The organism is Roseovarius sp. MBR-51, from assembly GCF_053628575.1.
The window spans coordinates 35,281-54,133 of the sequence record NZ_JBRJGQ010000019.1 but is presented as its reverse complement, the minus strand read 5'-3'; the positions used below and the strand labels follow the sequence as shown (position 1 = coordinate 54,133).

The window sequence follows — 18,853 nt, the reverse complement described above, 5'->3', positions numbered from 1 at the left end:
AAAAGTGTTGCGCGGATTTTGGGTTGTCTTGATCTTGGTGCTGACCGCGACATGTGGACTGGCTGAGACGCGTCTGGCTTTTGTTGTTGGCAACTCCGCCTATGCCAATGTCAGCCCGCTCGATAATCCGATCAACGATGCGCTGGACGTGTCGGTGGCGCTGGAGGGGCTGGGGTTCGACGTGATCCTCGGGTCCGACACTAATATGGAAGAGATGCGTGAGGGCACGGCTATTTTTGCCGAACGCGCTGCGACGGCGGATGTGGTACTGTTTTATTACGCCGGGCATGGCTTTCAGGTCAGTGGGCAGAATTACCTCGTGCCGGTCGATGCCGATTTGCAATCGGTCGACGACCTCGGCGAACAGACCGTGGCGCTGACAGATGTCCTGACGGCGATGCAGAAGTCCGATGGTTTGAAGCTGGTGTTCCTCGACGCTTGCCGCGACAATCCGTTCGGTGTCGAGATGCGTGTCGAAAGCGGTTTGGCACGGGTCAGCACGGCGGCGGATTTCATGTTCGTCTATGCCACTCAGCCCGACAACGTGGCCTATGACGGCACCGGGCGGAACAGTTTCTTTACCGAGGCGGTGCTTAGCCATATCTATACGCCAGGGCAGGACATTCAGGATCTGATGATTGCGGTCCGGCGCGACGTATTGTCGGCCACTGGCGGGCGGCAGATTCCGTGGGAAAACTCATCGCTGACCCAGTCTTTCCGGTTCGACAACAGCCCCGTGACCGCGTCAGAGGAAACGATGCTCTGGCAGGTCGCGGCGAGCGAGCAGGATCCTAACCTGATGCAGCTTTACGCCGAGCGCTATCCGCAGGGCGCGCATGTGGACGATGTGCTGGCGTTTTTGCAAACCGGGACACAGACACGCACGCTGGGCATTCGTAACGCTGAGGCAGAGGCGGAGAGGCTTTGGCAGTTGGCGCGGCGCAGCCGGATGCGGCCGTTGCTTGAATATTACCTCGACCGGTATCCGAACGGTGCCGACGTCGCCGAGGCGCAGCGCTTGCTGACGCTGATTCCTCCGCAGGAGGACAGCACGCCGGGTGGTGTCTGCGAACGGCTGGCAACCCATCCGCGCGACGCAACGGCAGTGCACTCAGGGATGCCTTTCGATCGGTTGCAGCAGAACGCTCTGACGGCGATCCAGGCTTGTGCCGCGGCTTCGGCGCAGTTTCCCGAGTTGCCGCACTATACCGCCCTTTATGCTCGTGCTGTCGCGGCCTCGGGCGATATCGAGCGGGCAGTGACCTTGTATAAGAGTGCGGCGGACCGGGGCGATCTGCGCGCCATGGTTAGTCTGGCACAACTTACGGAATCCGGCAATGGTTTGCCGCAGGATCCAGAAGCGGCGTTGGCGCTGTACCAGCGCGCGGCGGAGGGCGGCAGCCCAGATGCCATGATAAACTTGGCGATCATTCTTTTCGAAGGGCAGATGGCGCCAAAGGACGAGGAACGGGCAATCCAGCTACTGCGCGCGGCAGCAAAGAGCGGATCACCCAAGGCGGTTTTCAACCTTGGCGTTCTGGCTCAGGACGGCGTGGTCGATGAACCCGGCGAAGCGCTGAAATATTTCCGGCGTGCCGCGGATGAAGGTGAGACTGAGGGCTACCGCGCCGCGGCGATCCTTCTTGATGAGGGGCGCGGCGTGCAGAAGGACCCAGACGAGGCGGCGAACTTACTTTTGCGCGGTGTCGCGTCAGACCGGGGTGCGTTGGTTGCGCAGTTGACCGAAGCGACGGACCAATGGTCCGACGACACGATCCGTGCAGTGCAGAGCCGTCTGAAGGCAGCTGGCTTTTACGCCGCAGCAGTCGACGGTCTGCCGGGGCCGAGCTTTACCGCCGCGCTGCACCGCTGGCGTGATGGCGGGTTCAATGTGGATGTGCTGGTGAACTGAGACCGCTCCTATATCCACTTTTCTTGGACTGGGGTGAGCGACACCCCACAGATTGAGAGTAGGATGCCAGCGAAAACTCCGAGTGCACCGAATCCGGAAATTCGACGCTTGTAGGCCGCCTGCCGCCAACTTCGTGAAGAATACTGACGCCAAGACGCAGTCTGGTGCCGCATTAATTAATGCGGTCGAAGTTCGTTTGGTTGAACTCTGCCTCTGTCCCCGCTGTCATGGTCTAACCATAGGCTAAAAATCCGTCTGCCTGCTCAGACACGTTTACTAGTTTTACGCCCCCGATTTACAGCTTCATCTTGCTGGTTCCATTGGCTTCGGCACGATGGTGAGGCGCTGGATGTCGACAAAGCTGCCCGCCGAGAGTTCGGCGGCCAGTTTTGCCCAAGCTTCACCACCGGCGACCTCGTCATAAAGCGATCTTTGCGCCGTGAACAAGTCCAACGGCGTATTGGAAATGGCGTCGATCCAGGCCATTTCTAATTGGTCGCCGCGAAGGTTCACGAGCCGCAGTTCGACGCCCGGTGCCAGGGGATTGGCGGGACGGTTGCGCAGGATCGCAAGCTTCATCAACTCGACCGATACATCCCGCAGCCCGTACTGCGCTATCAGAACTTTTTCGCGGAAGGCAGGCCAGCCAAAGCTGAGACGCACGGTGAGCAGTTCGCCTATCTCCTTCGCAGCGTCGGGCGCGCCTGATCCATATGCGTCCTCAAAGGCGGTGTTGGCAGCCTCTTCCTCTTCCTTCCAATGGGCCATGGCAGACAGCGGGCGGGCCATTATCCACAGCCCCTCGCCGACTGAGAGATAGTTGATTGAGGGTTCAACCCGGAATGCGGTCTCGCATTTCTTGCAGGTGTGCGACTGGATCGTGCCTGTGAGGATCGCCTCGGTCAGGTCGACGCGGCGGTCGCCGTTGACACTGGAAAATATCTCCATCTCGGCGATAGTGCCGCAGTTCGGGCAAGGGGCTTGTTCAACTGTAAATAGGGACATCCGTAGGGTCCTTTCGTTTGGCTGCGAGGGCAGGGGCGTTCAAAGCTTGCTGAGCCACGTCTGCGCCGGGTGGGAGGGCTTGAGTTTCTTGGTATGATAAGCTGCGTATAGTTCCGAGAACCATTCACCGGGAGCGCGAAACTGGTAGCCCGTGATGCCCTTGCGGCGCGCCGACAGATCGTAGGAGACCCAATGGTTGGGATAGGCCTCGTGGATCATCCGGCCGGTCTTTGACATATGGCGGGCGTTGGAATTGGTGGCACTGTCCCAGATATCGGTGGTGGTGCGCACGGCGCCCAGCCAGTCGAGGAAATTGTCCCGTCGAGTTTCCCATTCACCTTGCGTGACGCCATCGGGCGGCGGCGGCAGGTCAGGGTTGCCGCCCGCCATCTTGCGTTCGACAAAATGCGCATCAAAATCGAACTCGTCCGCGACTTCGGCACTGATCTGCGAGGTATCGCCACCATGTTCGCGCCAGCCGCCGAATTCCGCACTCGCGCCCTTCGAGCGCATGAAGCCCTTGCGATCGTCAACTGCATGACCGATTTCGTGAAGCGTTGTCCATTTGCCGTAGGTTGGATTGGGCACTTCGGTATCCGGCACGGGTTTGCATTCGTCGTCGATGGCGTCGAGTTGGTCGGGGTCGCCCAAGGCGTTGCCGTCCAGATTGAAATCGTTGAAGCAGGCCATAACCACGGCGCCGTTGGAGGGTTCGTAATAGGAGCCGCTTTCATCCTCGATCCGGTCAAAGCGGGCGAGGCTGGGGTTGAGCTTGGTGTTCGTCTCGGGAACCGAGGCGAGCATCTCGTAATAGGCCTTGAGGTTCGGCACGGGGGCATCGAGCGCCGGACCGGTCTTGGCCCCGCTGCCGTCCTCGGTGCGTGTCGCCTTGCTGGTGAATAGCTTCACGTCCATGTTGAAGCGGACCGACAGCAGGGTGGACATGACCTTTTGCGAGGCGTTGTCGGGCAGGCTCGCCACCATTGCGTCGAGCTGCCGCTGACCGTCCGGCAGGGCAATCAGGGCGCGGATGTCCGCCTCACTCAGGTCGCCGTTGGTGTCTGCCAAGGCCGCCAGTTTCGCCACCGCGAGCAGTGCTTCGGCGGCGGAGAGCGATCCGTTGGCCCTGATCTGGTCGAACTTGACCGAATGCTCCTGAGCCTTGGTCAGGTACTCGTTAATTTTTGGCTCGGTTTTGGCTTTGTCGGGGTAATTGGTCTTGGCTAGCTCAGTCGCGGCCTTTTGAGTGTCAGCGAGGCGGATGCGGAATACATCTTCGGCATCGGCCAGCTTGCGGGCAATCTCTACCTTGGTTTCGCCATCGATTAGGAGTGCGAGTGCGGTTTCGTCATCTGCGAGCGCGGCCTTGCGGGCATCCTCGACCAATTTCGTTACGGCGGCGAGCCGGTCCTTGATGTAGCCAGCCTGTTCGTGTGTGGCCTCAAGCCCGGACACACGTTCGCCCAAAGCATCGGCGCGGGAGTAGATCTGATCAACGTTCTGGGCAAGCCGGTAAGCGAAGGTGGCGGTATCGGCCCCCCGGCTGAGGGCCGCGCGGGCGTTCGATTCGTCACCATTTTTGATCGCGGTCTCGGCAGTTTCGATCGAAATCTCCAGGGTCTTGATAGGTTCGTCGATCTGCGCAGCGCGTTTGTGATCGACAAGCGCCTTATGGCTGGATTGGACGTCCTTTAGCAGCTTTGACAGATCGCCACTCGGCGCATCCTTGAGCAGCGCAGCAAAAGGCGCGGCTTTCTCCGCCTCGGTCACCGCGTCGGTGCAGCGCTGCGGTACCATTTCGAGGCGTGAGGTGGCGGCACCGTATTTTAGTTCGCTTGCCTGATTGATGCAGGCGTCGCGGAAGGCCTCAATCGCCCTGATATCAGCCTGCACGTATTCGGCGAGGTGATGTTTTCTCAGTTGTTCGATTGCCGTATTGGCCGGGATCAGGGCCGCCTCGAATTCCTCATAAGCGCTGCACAGGTTAAGTAGGGTTTTGATGCGATCAGGCATCGATTTCATGATCAGGGTGGCGTTGTAGTAATCGCGTCTGGCTTCCTCCTCGGCAGCCAGCTCGATGTCGGCATTGATCAGCGGATACTCGGCGTCGGCACCTGGGTTGAGGGCCGTTGTCAGCTTCTTGAACTCGGTCATTGCGGTCTGCTTGACCGCGGCGTAGTCGTTCTTTTGCTGGATGATTTTCGCGGCTCCGGTGATCTCGTGATAGATTGCGGATGACAGGCGTGCGGCGAGCCAGGCGCTGTTTTCCTCGAGTTTTTGCTTCGCCAGCGCGATCTTGGTCAGAATCGCCGAACGTTCTTCCGAAACGACGGGATCGGTGATGCTCGGTAGTCGGTCGGTGCAATCATCTTTGATCATCTTAGTGACGGCATCGTAGTCGCTCTTGTAATTGTCCGAGATCACCTTGAGATCGGCGCGCCCGTTGACGATGAAATCACGCGACGCTTTGATCGCGCCATAGTCGGGCGGGGATTTGCCTGCGTCAGTGTCGATGGTCAGAAAGCGGGCTTCGTGAGTAGGGATCTTGAGCGCAACGCCGTGGTAGGTCTTGCTGGTGTCAAGCGCGGTCTTGGCCTCAGCCTTCTGCTTGGCGATCCAAGTATCAGAAGTGTTGGTGATCTTGAGGTCGAGCGCGGCGAGGATCTTCGTTGCTTGAGCGGCGTTGAAGTTTTTCTTGTCCTTCTCGACCATATCGGTGACGCGCTGGATGTCGGACGTAAGAACGCCACCGTCCACGAAGGGCGGAATCGCCTGGATGCGTTGCGCAAGGCGGGCGCGCTCGGTCTGGAAGGCGATCAGCGTGTCGGCCATATCATCCTTTTCGGCCTGAGAGGTGCCTGAACGGAACAGCCCCCCCGACTTGAAATGTTTCTTGAGAAATTTCTGGCTTGCGGGGGAAAGATCGGAAAAGGGCATGGTTCAGAGTTCCGTGTCAAAGGTTGCTGACCGTGAAGGTCCGGGACTACCTGGCGAGTACGTTTGCGATGGCTTGCAAGGATTGGGTCGCCGTGGCGGTTACGGCAACGTTTACAAATCCGTTGTCTGCATCCACGTCCTTGAAAAAATCGTCCTGTAGGGCTGCTTGGAATTCGCGGATCTTGGCATTAGCATCGCCCTTGAGCTTGGTTCGGTCGGGTCCTTCGGGCGTATTGGTGATCTGGTCGAGCAAATCTTCGAGTTCGCCGTCGAAGACCTGAAGTCGCTTGTTCAGGCCACGTGCCTCATCGGCGATCGGGGCCAGTTCGGGATCGTTTGCACACACATCGATTATGGCTTGTTCCAGTTTCTCGATCTCGGTCAGCATCTTTCGGCGGGTGTTTACCCAAAGCACACGGGATTTCTGGAACGGAATAACGTCTTTGGGTATTTCGTCCTGCTGGCCGCTTGCGGCAGTGGCTGCGGCTGCTTCCAGATGCGGCTTGAGCTTGGCGGCGATGGCCAGTGCGGTGGTGTAATCACCGGCTTCGGCTTTCTCCGCGGCCATGCCCCAAGCCGCTTCCAGCTTGCTGCGGTTGGCCGGGTTGTTGCCCAGGGCCTTTGTATAAAGCTCCTCCAACGGGCTTTGGACAGCCTTCCACTTCTTGCGGTCGGGGCTTTCTGCATCGGGGGTAGTACTGTCGGAGTTGGTGTCGCCAGGGGTCTTTGCCTCGTTGCCCGCTGCAGGGCCAGCAACAAGCAGCGGTTTGAGCTTCGCGGCGACGCCCATGGCGGATTTGTAATCGCCGTTACCAGCGGCGGCTTCGGCCCCGGCCCAAACCTTGGCGATTTGTGCGGCCCGCGGGTCGGAGGACCCCTCGAACTTTGCGGCCAGCGGTGCGAGTGCCGCAGCGACTTGGCCCCATTGGCCGGCGGCGGGATTGTTGTCGTCATTACTGCCGTTATTTCCGTCGTCGGCCGACGCGTCACGGTTTTGACTGTCGTCGGCGTTCTGGTCCGCCGAACTGGCGTCTGTGGCCGCCTCGTTGTCGTCCTCGTCCTCGTCGCCATCGGATTCAAGCACCTGACCATTCGGGTCGGTGATGACCACCTTCATCTTGATGCCGCTCTTAGTCATGAACATCTTCATGTTCTTGGCAAGGCCGGGAAGCATATTGCCTTCGACCATTAGCGTCGCGATCTTGCCTTTCACCCCCACGGTGCCGTATGTAACCTTGCCGGTTTCGCCCTCGGCCTTGGCCTTGCGCATCATGACTTCGCCAGATTTCTTAAGGTCGAGGAAGAACACGTTGTCTTCGGGTTTCTTGCCGAGGCACAGGCCGAAAGCTAGATCCTTTTGACGCGCCTTCTTCAGCAGTGCCTGCATTTCATCAAGGTTTTCGGTTGACATTCCCATGGCGGCATCCTCGCATATGTTGTGGCCCCCCGCGGAGGCTGTGTTCGACGTGTGATACGAATCTCAGTCCGATATAGAGAATTCGATGCGGCGATTTTCACGGCGGCCCTGTTCGGTAGAGTTGTCCGCCACTGGCCGTGTCTCGCCATAGCCGAAGGCAATAAGTCGCGAAGGGCTGACGTCGCGGGTCGCCAGATAGTCAACGACGGATTGTGCGCGGCGTTCCGACAGAGTTTGATTAGCGGCAGCGCTGCCGAAGCTGTCGGTATGTCCATCGATCTGAATAGTAAGATCCGGGCAACGGGTCACGATCTGTGCCACTGCGTCGAGCAGCGGGCCCGATGCCCCGTCGAGTTGGGCCGAAGCGGGCTTGAAGTAGATATTGCCGGTACGCGACAGGATATCGAACCGGCCTACGCATGCCTCGATCGAAAAATCGCCCTCGGCCTCTAGGGCGGCAGCGGCTGGCTTGTCGGTCGGCGTGGTGATTTCCCCTGTCGTAACCGCACCTTCGCTCCCGGTGGCCTTGCTGAATATGAGATCAAAGCTGACTGTCGTCGAGGGCACGATGGTGACATTTGCGGCTTCTTCAAGTTTTTGCAGCCCTTCGGTGAGGTTGAAATCGGCCACCGCCAGCGGCACGGGCTGCTCCGTTGAAACAGCAACGAGATCGTCTCCTACTAGGGTCAGGACGAGATCTGCGTCAAACGACTTGGTGACGCCGTGCAGCGCTAGTGTGAAGGGTAGAGTGACGGTCTTGCGCTTCACCTGCGGCAGGTCGGCGATAAGTGCGGGGTCGATCCGCGCAGTCACTGTCGCCTCGGGGTACTGAAACGTTTCGAAGAACAAAAAACGCATGCGCACGTTGCGCAAATCGACTTTGGTATCGACGCTGTCGAGCAGAACCTTCAGAGACGCGTTCCCGTTGGGGTCGATTGTGCCTGTCATCGTGGCGAAGGAAGAGGTTTCGATTGCTGAGCCGTTCTTGATCGACTGAAATTGCAAAGAGGATGCGTCGCCTTCGAGCAACCACCCGTCGCCGAACGTTGCCTGCTGTGCAGCCGCGCTAATAGAAAATAACGTGGATAGAAGCACCGCGGACGAGAAGCGTCTAAAATATAGCATAAAATGCTCCTTGGCAGTGGAGATGGCCAAACTATCGCGCCAAGGCTGATCAAAAGCAACACTCTTGTGTCTGCCTGTGGGGACCGATTGCCATGTCAAGCGATTGCTTTAAGGTGGTGGAGAGCCTAGCGAAGGAATGGATTTATGATACGGCTTTGGGTGCTGATCGTGACAGTTTCACTGTTCGGTGCAACTGTTGGACAGGCGCAGAATTCTCTACCGCAGGAACGGATTGCGCTGGTCATCGGCAACAGCAGTTATACGCAGGTGTCGCCGCTCGACAATGCGATCAATGATGCGCAACTGATTACACAGTCCATCCGCGATGCTGGCTTCAGCGTGACGCTGCTGCAAGACGCGACGCAGATTGACATGCGTAGGGCAATTGCGGACTTCGGGCGGGCTTTGCGCGATGGGGGACCCGAGACCGTGGGCCTATTCTACTATGCAGGTCACGGGGTACAGAGTTTTGGGACGAACTACCTGTTGCCAGTGGATGCTGGCCTGACCGATGCGGCGGATCTGGACCTGGTGGCGATGGATGCGTCGAGCGTGCTGCGGCAGATGGCATCGGCACGTAACCGGACCAACATCGTGATCCTAGATGCTTGTCGAAACAATCCGTTCGAGAACATCCGGGATCTTGACGATAATGGCCTGGCCGAGATGAAGGCCCCGACAGGCACTTATCTTGCCTATGCAACAGCACCGGGTAGGGTTGCGATGGACGGCACGGGCCAGAATAGCCCCTTCAGTCATGCGCTTGCAGAGGCGATCCAGATCGAGGACGCACCTATCGAGCGTGTGTTCAAGGATGTGCGGGTGAAGGTTATAGCCCAGACTGGCGGCGCGCAGACGCCTTGGGATACGTCGTCGCTGACCCGCGAGTTCGTGTTCCGCCCGGGCAAGCAATTGTCGGCAGAGGAAATGGCCGAACAGCAGTTGTGGAATTCGGTGGCCAAAAGCCGAGACCCAGTTCAGATCATGTTGTTTCTGCGATCCTATCCACGGGGGCTTTACCAAGACGAGGCCCGAGCGATGCTATCGGATGTGCTGGAGCTGGAGCTAAAAGGGGGAAAGCCCACGCAGCCAGTCTCTGCAACACCGGAGCCAGATACGCCCTTCGTGTCCACGGCCCCCGCCGAAACTGAAGTGCAGATCCTGGAAAAGGCGCGAGTGTCGGGCCTGAAGGAAGACTATCAGTCCTATCTCGACGCTTATCCCGACGGCACGTTCAAGGAATTGGTGCGGATTGAGATCGCCGGGCTGGAGGGCAAGGAAACCCAGGCGGCGACCTCGCGAGTGGCGGCTGCGCCTGCTCCTGAGGAGTTGGTAGAACCGACCTCTGCTCAACCACGGTTGGATCCAACGTTTTTCAACCAACCGCTGACTGACGGCCCGTCAGAGATCGTCGGTAAGACGATCCTGGAAATAATCGAGCTTTCGCCGCTTTTCCCGCCGATCGATGGGCTGCCCGACGCGGCTTGGAAGGACAGATCCTGCAGTACCTGCCACCAGTGGACGCGCGATACGCTGTGTACCCAAGCGGCCACGTACATCAAGGAGGGCGGGGCGCGGGCGCTTCGCAAGGAACATCCGTTCGGCGGCAGCCTTAAGCGCCATCTTCGACTCTGGGCTGAGAACGACTGCAAATAGCGATCGACCTGCTTGATGCATATGGGTTCTATGGTGTGGCGGGACGGGTTGTTACGAAGAAATACACCCATTCGCCTTTGAAATTTGGATCGGCGGCTTCGGCTGCGGCCACCCTGTCACGCAGCCAGCCGAGATAGTCTGCCGCTGGTTCGACTGTCGGGCGCGGTGTGTCGTAGAGGGGGGCCGAAGCGGCGAAGGCGACGGCGATTTCCTGACCGAACGGCGGACCAATCAAGATCGGAGCGTCGCTGCCAGGTTGGGTGGGCACCACCTGCAAGATCGAGGTCGCAGCAAAAGGGCCGTTGCCATCGGTGAGGTTTGGCATCAGGTGGATGACCTGCCCCGCGGCGTCGAAATAATCGACATAGACGTGCGCGGGATACTCCGGAGCCTGCAGATCGAAACGCAGAACCTTGCCTTCGGAAAACAGGTAGTCCTGCGCCTGCGCGGTGTCACCAATGAGCCGCGAGTCGGTGAATTGGTCGGTCGATTGAGGTAGCCCCAGACTAGCAATGCCGGAAAGTGCACGGCATTGGGGAGCGGGCAGGTGCTGCAGGTTCGCGGCTACTGGAATGTCGCCGCCGACCTGTGATCGCAGAGCATCGAGTAGGGGACCGGCAAGGGACGGATCTGGGATGTGACCGCGTAGTTCAAGCGTTCCCGTCTCTGGCACGAAGGTACCGGAGACGCGCGCGCAGTCAAGGTCGGTCAGCAGTGCTGATAGATCGTCGCGCAATGTGGTCGCATCCTCCAGCGCACTGGGAGCCATGAATGCTTGAATCGTGGCGAGGGCCTGTGGATCGGTCACCAGCCTGTCGCCGAAGCGCCAGGCAAGCTCGGCCTTAGACCGGGTGACGGGTAGGGGTGGTTCTATGGCCGGAGTGATGTCACCGAGAGCTTCACGCGCGGGTGTTCCTGTCGCCGCTTTATGAACAGCGGCATCAACTTTTGGCTGTCGTGTCGAGACGGACAGGGCAGCTGGTGTCGCTGAGACTGCGGGGGCTGCGACGAGTTGGCTGGGAGAGAGCGAGTCGGTGTGCGGTGTAGCGGCGGCACGTGCGTCCGTGGCGATCCGGCCGGGCGCGAGGCGGACTTGGATCAGCTCTGACGGTTCCACACCGACTGATTCGATCAGTGTGGGTTTAGCGATTTGTTCGGACAGAGCGGGGCTGTTGCGGACGGTTGTACCGGCCGGATGGATCGTTGCAGCGATCTGCGCCGCGGCGGGGGCTGCGGACAGAACTGCGGTTTGCGGCGATGCCTGCGACAAAGTCTGTGCCGGTGCGGCTTGTGCTACGAGTGGTGCAGCGCGAGGCGTGACAGAGAATGCCTCGGACTGCGGCACGGTCCCGGCATTCAGATCGGTGCCGTCTGCCTTGGCCTCTCGCGCCGCATCGGATTGCGGCTCATGCTCCTGTGCGGTTTGGGTTGGTGCGGTGACCGTGTCCATATGTAGGCGCGATTCCGGTCCGGGCTGATCAGGGACATCATCAAATGCGCGGGTAACAAGATAGAGACTGCCCGCCGCGAGATGCATCAGCGCGGAGCCGGCGAGCCCGACGGCCCATAGGGCGGCGCGGCCTGTCATTGGATCTCTGGCGTGACGACTAGGACAATATCGCGCGCGCCGAGAGCTTCGATCTCTGCCACCAGTGGCAGCAGGTCGGCCATGACCACGTCGCGATGGGCGTTGATCCGCACCAGCAGGTCGGGTTCGGTCTCGAGCTGTTCTGAAAGGATAGTGAGCACGGCGGACGCGATTGCTTCTTTGCCATCGAGCGCCAGTGTTCCCGCGGGAGCGACCGATACGGTCGCCCCGCCTGCAGGCATGTGCGATCCCGTGAAGGCGGTGGCAGGCCGAACCTCGAACGGGGCGGTGGCATCCATGCGCCCAATCAGCATAAAGAAGACCAGCAGGAAGAAAACCACGTCAATAAGCGCGATGATGGTTTCGGGTGGGGTGCGGCGCTGCGGACGGGACAGTTTCATTGCTGCCCCTCCAGTCGCATCAGGCGCAGGCGTGTAGCGCCCGCCGTCGTAAGCATGTCCATGGTGCCGACCAGTGCCTGCGTTGTCGCGCGTGAGGAGGGCAGAAGCACGACCGACAGCAGGGGGTTCTCCGCCAGACCGGACCGAACCAGTTCTACAAGCTCATCGGGCGCGTGGAGCTGACCCCTTATATGAGTCGCGCCGTCTGCGTCGATGCGGACTAGTAGCGTTGTGCCGTTGCTTGCCCCTTGGGACTCGGATTGCTCGGCCCTGTCGACGATAGGGACCGTGTTGAGATTTAGATAGGTCGACGTTACCATGAAGAATACCAGCAGTATTAGCAGGACGTCGATCATTGGCACCAGCGAGATTAGCTGGCGCTGTGTCGCCTTGCGGGTCAGCTGCACAGGAGAGCTCCAAGGTGAGAGGTGGCCGCCATCAAGGTACCGTCCCGGTGTCCTCCAGCAGGAAGAATTCACCTGCGGCGGATTCAATGTCGTGGGCGGCTGCGTCAACGCGGGTGGTCAGCAGGGTCGCGGCAATGGCCGCCGGAATCGCCACAACAAGGCCCGCAGCGGTGGTCAGAAGCGCCTGCCAGATGCCGCCTGCCAGCACTGATGCATTGGCCGCGCCTTGCGCCAGCTCGAGTTCTTGAAAGGACTGGATCATTCCCAGCACGGTGCCCAGCAGCCCCAGCAGCGGCGACACCATTGCCACGAGCTCTAGCAGTCGGATGTGGCGGGACATCACCTCGACCTCTGCATTGCCACGGCGCACAAGTTCGGCCTCAAGCGGCTTACGGGGCATTTTTCGCAGCGCCGCGTTCAGTGCATAATGCAGGATGCGGTCGGCGGGGGAGGTGCCTTTTGCGAGGTTGGCGATGGCTGCCTCGCGGTCTCCCTTGGACCAGTTTTCGAGCGCATCGTGCCGTGCCGTGCCGACCGACCGGACGTGCGCCAGTTGCAATACCTTGACCACGATCAGGGCGACGGACAGCAGCGACATCAGTGCCAGAATTACGATTATCGGTCCGCCGGTGCCGACTATGGACAGGGCCGCGTTCATTCATTTCACCAGCGGTGCGGTGGTGCGGCTGACCAACTTGACGAGAGGAAAGCAATCGATGTTGTCCTCGTTTTGCGGTTGGCAGCTGTCGATGGCATGCAGCAGGATTTCCGAGATGTCGCTGCAGGCGATCTGCGGGATCTCGAAAAGTTTAAGGGTGGTGCGCGCGACCGGCAACGGAGCCGCGTCGATGTTCAGCAGCCTGTCGATCACGCCCTGACCATCGAGAATGGCAAGAGACATCGCGAAGCCGTCGAACGCCATGCCGGTTTCGTTGCGGAAAAGAAAGAAGGCTCGGCAGCCACCGTCTTCCGCAGGTTCGAACTTGTTCAGCTCAACGGTAAGACCTCGCTCCTGCGCGGTGGCGGGCATTGGCAAGACGGTCGCGGCAACGGTGAAAGCCGTGGCGCAGCGCGCTGTAAATCTGGTGAACCGGGGCATGGGAGTTCCTTTTCGAGGGTCTGCACCCCCGATGAAATCGCTTTACCGCCTGCGGGTCAAGACAAGCTCAAGCGGCAGCTAAATCCGTCCGTCGACGTAATGAGAGTTTTCCTAGCCAAATATAGAAATTATGCTAAAGTTAGCTCGGATAAACCAGCTTCCAAGTTATGGCGCATTTTCGCCGAGCCACGACCAACACGCCTGTCCTTAAGGAAATTCTATGGATGTTGATGCGCTTCTTCAGGAGCATGGAGAATATCCTCCCAGCGGCGAAGACCTTGAATACGATCCTGAATTCACCGAGATGGAGATCGCGGCGACGCCCGGCGAGGAGAAGCAGGTCGGGAATGAGTTCGTTCCAGGTGACGATCCTGACTACAAGGAAGTGTCAAGGCTGGCGCTTGCGATAATCGCACGTAGCCACGATTTGCGGGCGGGGGTTTTTCTGGCGGAAGCGCAGCTGCGGCTGAACGGATTGCCAGGATTTTCTGACGGAACTACCTATATCCGCCGTTGCCTCGAGGATTACTGGGAGACGTGTCATCCGCAGCTTGATGCGGAGGACGATGACGATCCTACAATGCGGGTGAATGCGGTTCTGGCTTTAGCCGATGACGACCGCATACTGCGGGGACTGCGCAAGGCGCCGCTGACAGCAAGTCGGACGTTTGGAATGATTTCACTGCGCCATATTGCAGTGGCCGATGGCGATATAACGCGGCCTGCCGACATGGAAAATGTGCCCGACGCCTCCGCCATTGCTGCCGCGTTCCAAGACACGGACGAGGACACTCTGCGACGAATTGCGGAGGCGGCCGCAACGGCGATGGCGGACGTGACAGCGATCAGCGACATCTTCGACACGCAGACGCCCGGGCAGGGTCCGGATCTTGATCCAGTGCTGAAGCTCCTCAAAAAGATCAATAAACATCTGCGCAATGCCATCGGCGAACCGGTGGATGCAGAATTGGATGCGGCCGATAACGATCTAGCTGACACAGTCCCCGAAGCGCGTACCGCTAGCGGAGGTAGCGGGGCCATCAATTCACCCGTTGACGTGGAAAACGCACTCGACCGTATCATCAGCTATTACGAGCGCAAGGAACCGTCGAGCCCACTGCCGATTCTTCTGAGGCGCGCCAAGAAGCTGGTAAATGCGGATTTCCTAACGATCATGCGGGACATGGCGCCAACAGGGCTGGAACATGTCAACATGATTGGCGGAATCGAGCAAGATGAGTGATGATTTGATGACGCTACAATTCCAAGGCGATACAGTCCAACCATAACGAGATTTGAAGGAGATAAAGGCGATGGCCGGAAGTTCACAGAAATTCATAGCCCGCAACCGCGCGCCTCGCGTGCAGATCGAATATGATGTGGAGCTTTACGGTTCCGAGAAGAAGGTGCAGCTGCCTTTTGTTATGGGCGTAATGTCCGATCTGGCCGGCAAGTCCGAGGTCGCGCAGCCTGTTGTGGCAGACCGGAAGTTCCTTGAGATCGACGTCGATAATTTCGACGACCGGATGAAGTCGATGGCGCCGCGTGCGGCGTTCACGGTGCCCAACACGCTGACTGGTGAAGGAAACATGGCGGTCGATATCACCTTTGACAGCATGAACGATTTCAGCCCTGCGGCAATTGCTGCCAAGGTCGAACCCCTAAAAGAATTGCTGGATGCTCGCATGCAGCTGAGTAACCTGATGACCTATATGGACGGCAAGTCCGGTGCCGAGGACCTGATCGCAAAGATCATGCAGGATCCGGCTCTGCTCAAGACCCTTGCCGCTCAGCCAGCCCCCAAAACCGACAGCACGGACCAGGAGTAACAGATGGCCGAGACAGAAACAGAAGCAGCAGGCGGCGCCAAATCTACGGCTTTTGGTTCGTCCGATTTCGAGAATTTGCTGAAAAAGGAGTTCCGCCCCAAGTCCGATCAAGCAAAGACGGCGGTCGAACAGGCGGTCAAGACCCTTGCGGAACAGGCGTTGGCCAACACTAGCTTGGTTTCGGACGACGCGCTGCGAACCATTGAAAGCATCGTCGCGCAGATCGACAAGAAATTGACCGAACAGGTCAACCTGATCCTGCACCACGCCGATTTTCAGCAACTTGAAAGCGCCTGGCGCGGTCTCCATTATCTCGTCAACAACACCGAGACCGACGAGATGCTAAAGATCCGGGTGATGAACATCTCGAAGAAGGACATGCACAAGACCCTGCGCAAGTTCAAGGGCACCGCATGGGACCAGTCGCCGATCTTCAAGAAGGTTTACGAAGAGGAATTCGGCCAGTTCGGCGGCGAGCCTTTCGGCGCGCTGGTGGCAGATTACCATTTCGACCACAGCCCGCCCGACGTGGAGCTGCTCGGCGAGATGTCCAAGATCGCCGCTGCCGCGCATGCGCCGCTAATCACCGGTGCCAATCCAACGCTCTTCCAGATGGATAGCTGGTCCGAGTTGGCCAATCCGCGCGACCTGACCAAGATCTTCCAGACGCCAGAATATGCGTCGTGGCGATCCCTGCGCGAAAGTGAGGATTCCAAGTATGTGGGTCTCGCTATGCCGCGTTTCTTGGGCCGACTGCCATATGGTGCAAAAACTGACCCCGTCGAGGATTTTGCCTTCGAGGAGGACACGGACGGGTCCGACAGCACCAAATACGGTTGGGTCAACGCTGCCTACGGCATGGCGGTCAACATCAACCGTTCGTTCAAGGAATACGGATGGTGCAGCCGTATTCGAGGCATCGAAAGTGGCGGTGCGCTGACCAATCTGCCTTCGCATACCTTTCCGACCGATGATGGCGGTGTAGATCAGAAATGTCCGACTGAAATCGCAATCTCCGATCGGCGCGAGGGCGAGCTTGCCAAAAACGGCATGATGCCCCTGATCCACCGCAAGAATTCTGACCTTGCGGCCTTTATCGGGGCGCAGTCGCTGCACAAGCCAGCAGAGTACGACGACGACGACGCGACTGCAAACGCAAACCTAGCGGCGAGGCTGCCGTATTTGTTCGCCACTTGCCGCTTTGCCCATTACCTCAAATGCATCGTGCGGGACAAGGTGGGCAGCTACAAAAGTCGCGACGATATGCAGGAATGGCTGCAGAAATGGATTAACCAGTATGTTGATTTCAATCCGGAAAGCTCACCCGAATCCGTAAAGGCGCAGCATCCCCTTGCTGCGGCAGAAGTTGTGATTGAGGAAGTGGAGGGTAACCCCGGGTACTATACGTCGAAGTTCTTTCTTCGACCGCACTATCAGTTGGAGGGCCTGTCTGTTTCCCTTCGATTGGTTTCGAAGCTGCCGAGCGAAAAGGCCTGACGTTATCACTGCTTCTCTCGGCAATCTAATTTCTTAGAAGCACCAACAATGAGGAAAACCAAAAATGTCATTCGACGCATTTATGTACATGCCCGGTGAATCCAAGCTCCAAGGTGAAACTCAAGATGATGATATGGCCAAAGAAAAGGCCTTCGAAATCCTAAGTTTCGAAATCGGGGCCGAGAACAACATCAACATTGGGTCTATTTCGTCCGGTGGTGGGGCTGGTAAGGCCACGTTCAAGGAATTGACTGTCACAAAGAAGACAGACACGGCGTCCTGCGGCTTGTTTACCCGCCTTTGCGAAGGTGGCCACATTCAGGACGTTCACATCGTGCTGCGCCGCTCGGGTGGCACTGCTGGTAAATCTGGCGCGACCTTCCTGAAGTTCGACTTCAAACTTGTTATGATCCAAGACATTAGCTGGTCGGGTTCGGACGGCGACGACATCTGTGAAGAGACCCTGGTCATGCAATATGGCGCGATGAAAGTCGAATACAGCCAGCAGGACATCAAAGGTACGATGAAAAAGCACAGCGATGCGATGTGGAGCCGCGTCAAGAACAAGGCCGAGCTTACCGTGTGACCCTTTTGCCTTGCAGAAATGCGTAAAGGCTGGCCCACAATCGAGCCAGCCTTTACTAGGTTATTTTCCAGGGAGAACGCGATGATAGCCGAGGATCTGTTAGAAACCGGTGATCTGGATGGAGCGCTTGTCGCGTTGCAAGAAGCCGTGCGCGGAGATGCAGCTAATCCCGCGCTGCGCATTTTCCTTTTTCAGCTTCTTTGTGTGCGCGGTGACTGGAAGCGCGCGATTGCGCAGCTCAAAATCTCGGCTGAACTGGATCCGACCGCTACACCTATGGCGCAAACTTACCGCGAAGCCATCATTTGCGAAGTGTACCGCGAGAAGGTGTTTGCGGGCGAGAAGGCACCGCTAATTTTTGGCGAACCGCAGGAATGGACGGCACTGATCGTCGAAGCGTTGAAGGCAACTGCCGCAGGCAATACGGGCAAGGCTGCCGAGATCCGGGCGCGCGCATTCGACGCCGCGCCGACGGTATCGGGTAAGGTTGATGGGCAGTCGTTCGCGTGGGTCGCGGATGCCGACATGCGGCTTGGCCCACTACTGGAGATCATCGTGAACGGTAAATATTACTGGATGCCGTTCACGTCGATCTCAAAGGCTGAATTCGAAGACCCTGCAGATTTGCGTGATGTGGTCTGGACGCCCTGTACGATCACCTTGACCAACGGAGGAGAATTCGTCGCCCTGATTCCGACCCGCTATGCCGGGACCGTTGCCGCCGACGGAGCAGCTATAAAACTAGCGCGTGCGACGGAATGGGTCGATCTCGGTCACGACACCTTTGCGGGACTTGGCCAGCGGTTGATAACCACGGATCTAGGAGACACTGCGTTGATGGATCTACGTCTGCTCGAGATGGACCCAGTGAGCGATGCCGGGGAGCTTGCAGATGTCTGACCGGACGATATCCGAACGTCTACAACCGTCGCTTCTGGACCGGCTGACTGATCAGGGACCGTCGGAAAAGACCGAGCGGCGCGAGGATCGAGTGATTGACCTGCGCAAGTTGCGCGAGATCATTCAGCGCGATCTGGCTTGGCTGCTGAATACTTCGGACAACAGCACCATGATCGACGCGGGCAAATATCCCAATGTGGCGCGATCCGTGCTGAATTTCGGTATCCGCGAAGTGGCTGGTGATTATTCCACTGCCGAGCGTGCGGAGCTGATCCGCAAATCCATCGTTGGCGCAATACGCACCTTCGAGACCCGGATACATCCCGATTCCGTCGCGGTCGCGCTGCGCGTCGGCCAAGAAAGCGGCGACAGTATCGTGACATTCGATATACGCGCCGACATGTGGGCTCAACCTATGCCAATGGAGCTTTACCTGCGCAGCCAAGTTGATGTGACGACTGGAGAGCTTGAGTTGGAAAGGATCGCCTGACCTC

17 protein-coding genes are annotated in these 18,853 nt (G+C 58.6%); 8 read left to right on the top strand and 9 right to left on the bottom strand.

What is annotated here, in order from left to right; translation table 11 throughout:
- The first annotated feature begins 4 nt into the window (after positions 1-4).
- The gene (locus tag ACSSVY_RS19965; RefSeq protein ID WP_454271590.1) at positions 5-1,912 is read left to right on the top strand and encodes a caspase family protein; all 1,908 of its coding nucleotides are present in this window, start codon (positions 5-7) and stop codon (positions 1,910-1,912) included.
- A 303-nt stretch (positions 1,913-2,215) separates the two neighbouring features.
- Here ACSSVY_RS19965 and ACSSVY_RS19960 read toward each other — a convergent pair whose 3' ends face one another.
- The 4 genes from ACSSVY_RS19960 to ACSSVY_RS19945 form a co-directional block, all read right to left on the bottom strand.
- Positions 2,216-2,917, bottom strand: a complete 702-nt coding sequence (locus ACSSVY_RS19960; RefSeq protein WP_454271588.1) for a CpXC domain-containing protein — start codon at positions 2,915-2,917, stop codon at positions 2,216-2,218.
- Positions 2,918-2,956: 39 nt separating this feature from the next.
- A complete protein-coding gene (locus tag ACSSVY_RS19955; RefSeq protein ID WP_454271586.1) occupies positions 2,957-5,749 on the bottom strand; it encodes a hypothetical protein in 2,793 nt (930 codons plus the stop codon).
- 151 nt (positions 5,750-5,900) lie between these two features.
- A complete protein-coding gene (locus ACSSVY_RS19950; protein ID WP_454271585.1) occupies positions 5,901-7,271 on the bottom strand; it encodes a hypothetical protein in 1,371 nt (456 codons plus the stop codon).
- Between the two features lie 63 nt (positions 7,272-7,334).
- On the bottom strand, positions 7,335-8,396 hold the full coding sequence (locus ACSSVY_RS19945) for an OmpA family protein (RefSeq protein ID WP_454271583.1): 1,062 nt from the start codon (positions 8,394-8,396) through the stop codon (positions 7,335-7,337).
- A 144-nt stretch (positions 8,397-8,540) separates the two neighbouring features.
- Between ACSSVY_RS19945 and ACSSVY_RS19940 the strand changes: the two genes are divergently transcribed.
- Positions 8,541-10,052 (top strand): caspase family protein, encoded by a 1,512-nt coding sequence (locus ACSSVY_RS19940; RefSeq protein ID WP_454271581.1) that lies wholly within the window; start codon positions 8,541-8,543, stop codon positions 10,050-10,052.
- Positions 10,053-10,080: 28 nt separating this feature from the next.
- Here ACSSVY_RS19940 and ACSSVY_RS19935 read toward each other — a convergent pair whose 3' ends face one another.
- The 5 genes from ACSSVY_RS19935 to ACSSVY_RS19915 are packed head-to-tail and all read right to left on the bottom strand — an operon-like array spanning position 10,081 to position 13,547.
- On the bottom strand, positions 10,081-11,640 hold the full coding sequence (locus ACSSVY_RS19935) for a DUF4384 domain-containing protein (RefSeq protein WP_454271579.1): 1,560 nt from the start codon (positions 11,638-11,640) through the stop codon (positions 10,081-10,083).
- Positions 11,637-12,041, bottom strand: a complete 405-nt coding sequence (locus ACSSVY_RS19930) for an ExbD/TolR family protein (protein WP_454271577.1) — start codon at positions 12,039-12,041, stop codon at positions 11,637-11,639. Before ACSSVY_RS19930 ends, ACSSVY_RS19935 begins: the two co-directional genes overlap by 4 nt.
- Positions 12,038-12,448 carry an ExbD/TolR family protein gene (locus ACSSVY_RS19925; RefSeq protein ID WP_454271576.1) on the bottom strand — a complete coding sequence of 137 codons (411 nt, stop codon included), beginning with the start codon at positions 12,446-12,448 and terminating at the stop codon, positions 12,038-12,040. Before ACSSVY_RS19925 ends, ACSSVY_RS19930 begins: the two co-directional genes overlap by 4 nt.
- A 31-nt stretch (positions 12,449-12,479) precedes the next feature.
- Positions 12,480-13,106 (bottom strand): MotA/TolQ/ExbB proton channel family protein, encoded by a 627-nt coding sequence (locus ACSSVY_RS19920; RefSeq protein ID WP_454271574.1) that lies wholly within the window; start codon positions 13,104-13,106, stop codon positions 12,480-12,482.
- A complete protein-coding gene (locus ACSSVY_RS19915) occupies positions 13,107-13,547 on the bottom strand; it encodes a hypothetical protein (RefSeq protein ID WP_454271572.1) in 441 nt (146 codons plus the stop codon).
- A gap of 220 nt (positions 13,548-13,767) precedes the next feature.
- Between ACSSVY_RS19915 and tssA the strand changes: the two genes are divergently transcribed.
- The 6 genes from tssA (at position 13,768) to tssE (ending at position 18,849) form a co-directional block, all read left to right on the top strand.
- Positions 13,768-14,790 (top strand): type VI secretion system protein TssA, encoded by a 1,023-nt coding sequence (gene tssA / locus ACSSVY_RS19910; RefSeq protein WP_454271570.1) that lies wholly within the window; start codon positions 13,768-13,770, stop codon positions 14,788-14,790.
- Between the two features lie 70 nt (positions 14,791-14,860).
- Entirely contained in the window at positions 14,861-15,376 is a 516-nt protein-coding gene (gene tssB / locus ACSSVY_RS19905; RefSeq protein ID WP_040650290.1) for a type VI secretion system contractile sheath small subunit, read from the top strand.
- A gap of 3 nt (positions 15,377-15,379) precedes the next feature.
- Complete coding sequence (tssC, locus tag ACSSVY_RS19900; protein WP_009815964.1) at positions 15,380-16,873, top strand: type VI secretion system contractile sheath large subunit; 1,494 nt, start codon at positions 15,380-15,382, stop codon at positions 16,871-16,873.
- Positions 16,874-16,937: 64 nt separating this feature from the next.
- Positions 16,938-17,459 (top strand): type VI secretion system tube protein Hcp, encoded by a 522-nt coding sequence (locus ACSSVY_RS19895; RefSeq protein WP_454271568.1) that lies wholly within the window; start codon positions 16,938-16,940, stop codon positions 17,457-17,459.
- Positions 17,460-17,540: 81 nt separating this feature from the next.
- On the top strand, positions 17,541-18,359 hold the full coding sequence (locus tag ACSSVY_RS19890) for a type VI secretion system accessory protein TagJ (protein WP_454271566.1): 819 nt from the start codon (positions 17,541-17,543) through the stop codon (positions 18,357-18,359).
- Complete coding sequence (tssE, locus tag ACSSVY_RS19885; RefSeq protein WP_454271564.1) at positions 18,352-18,849, top strand: type VI secretion system baseplate subunit TssE; 498 nt, start codon at positions 18,352-18,354, stop codon at positions 18,847-18,849. Before ACSSVY_RS19890 ends, tssE begins: the two co-directional genes overlap by 8 nt.
- The last annotated feature ends 4 nt before the right edge of the window (positions 18,850-18,853 follow it).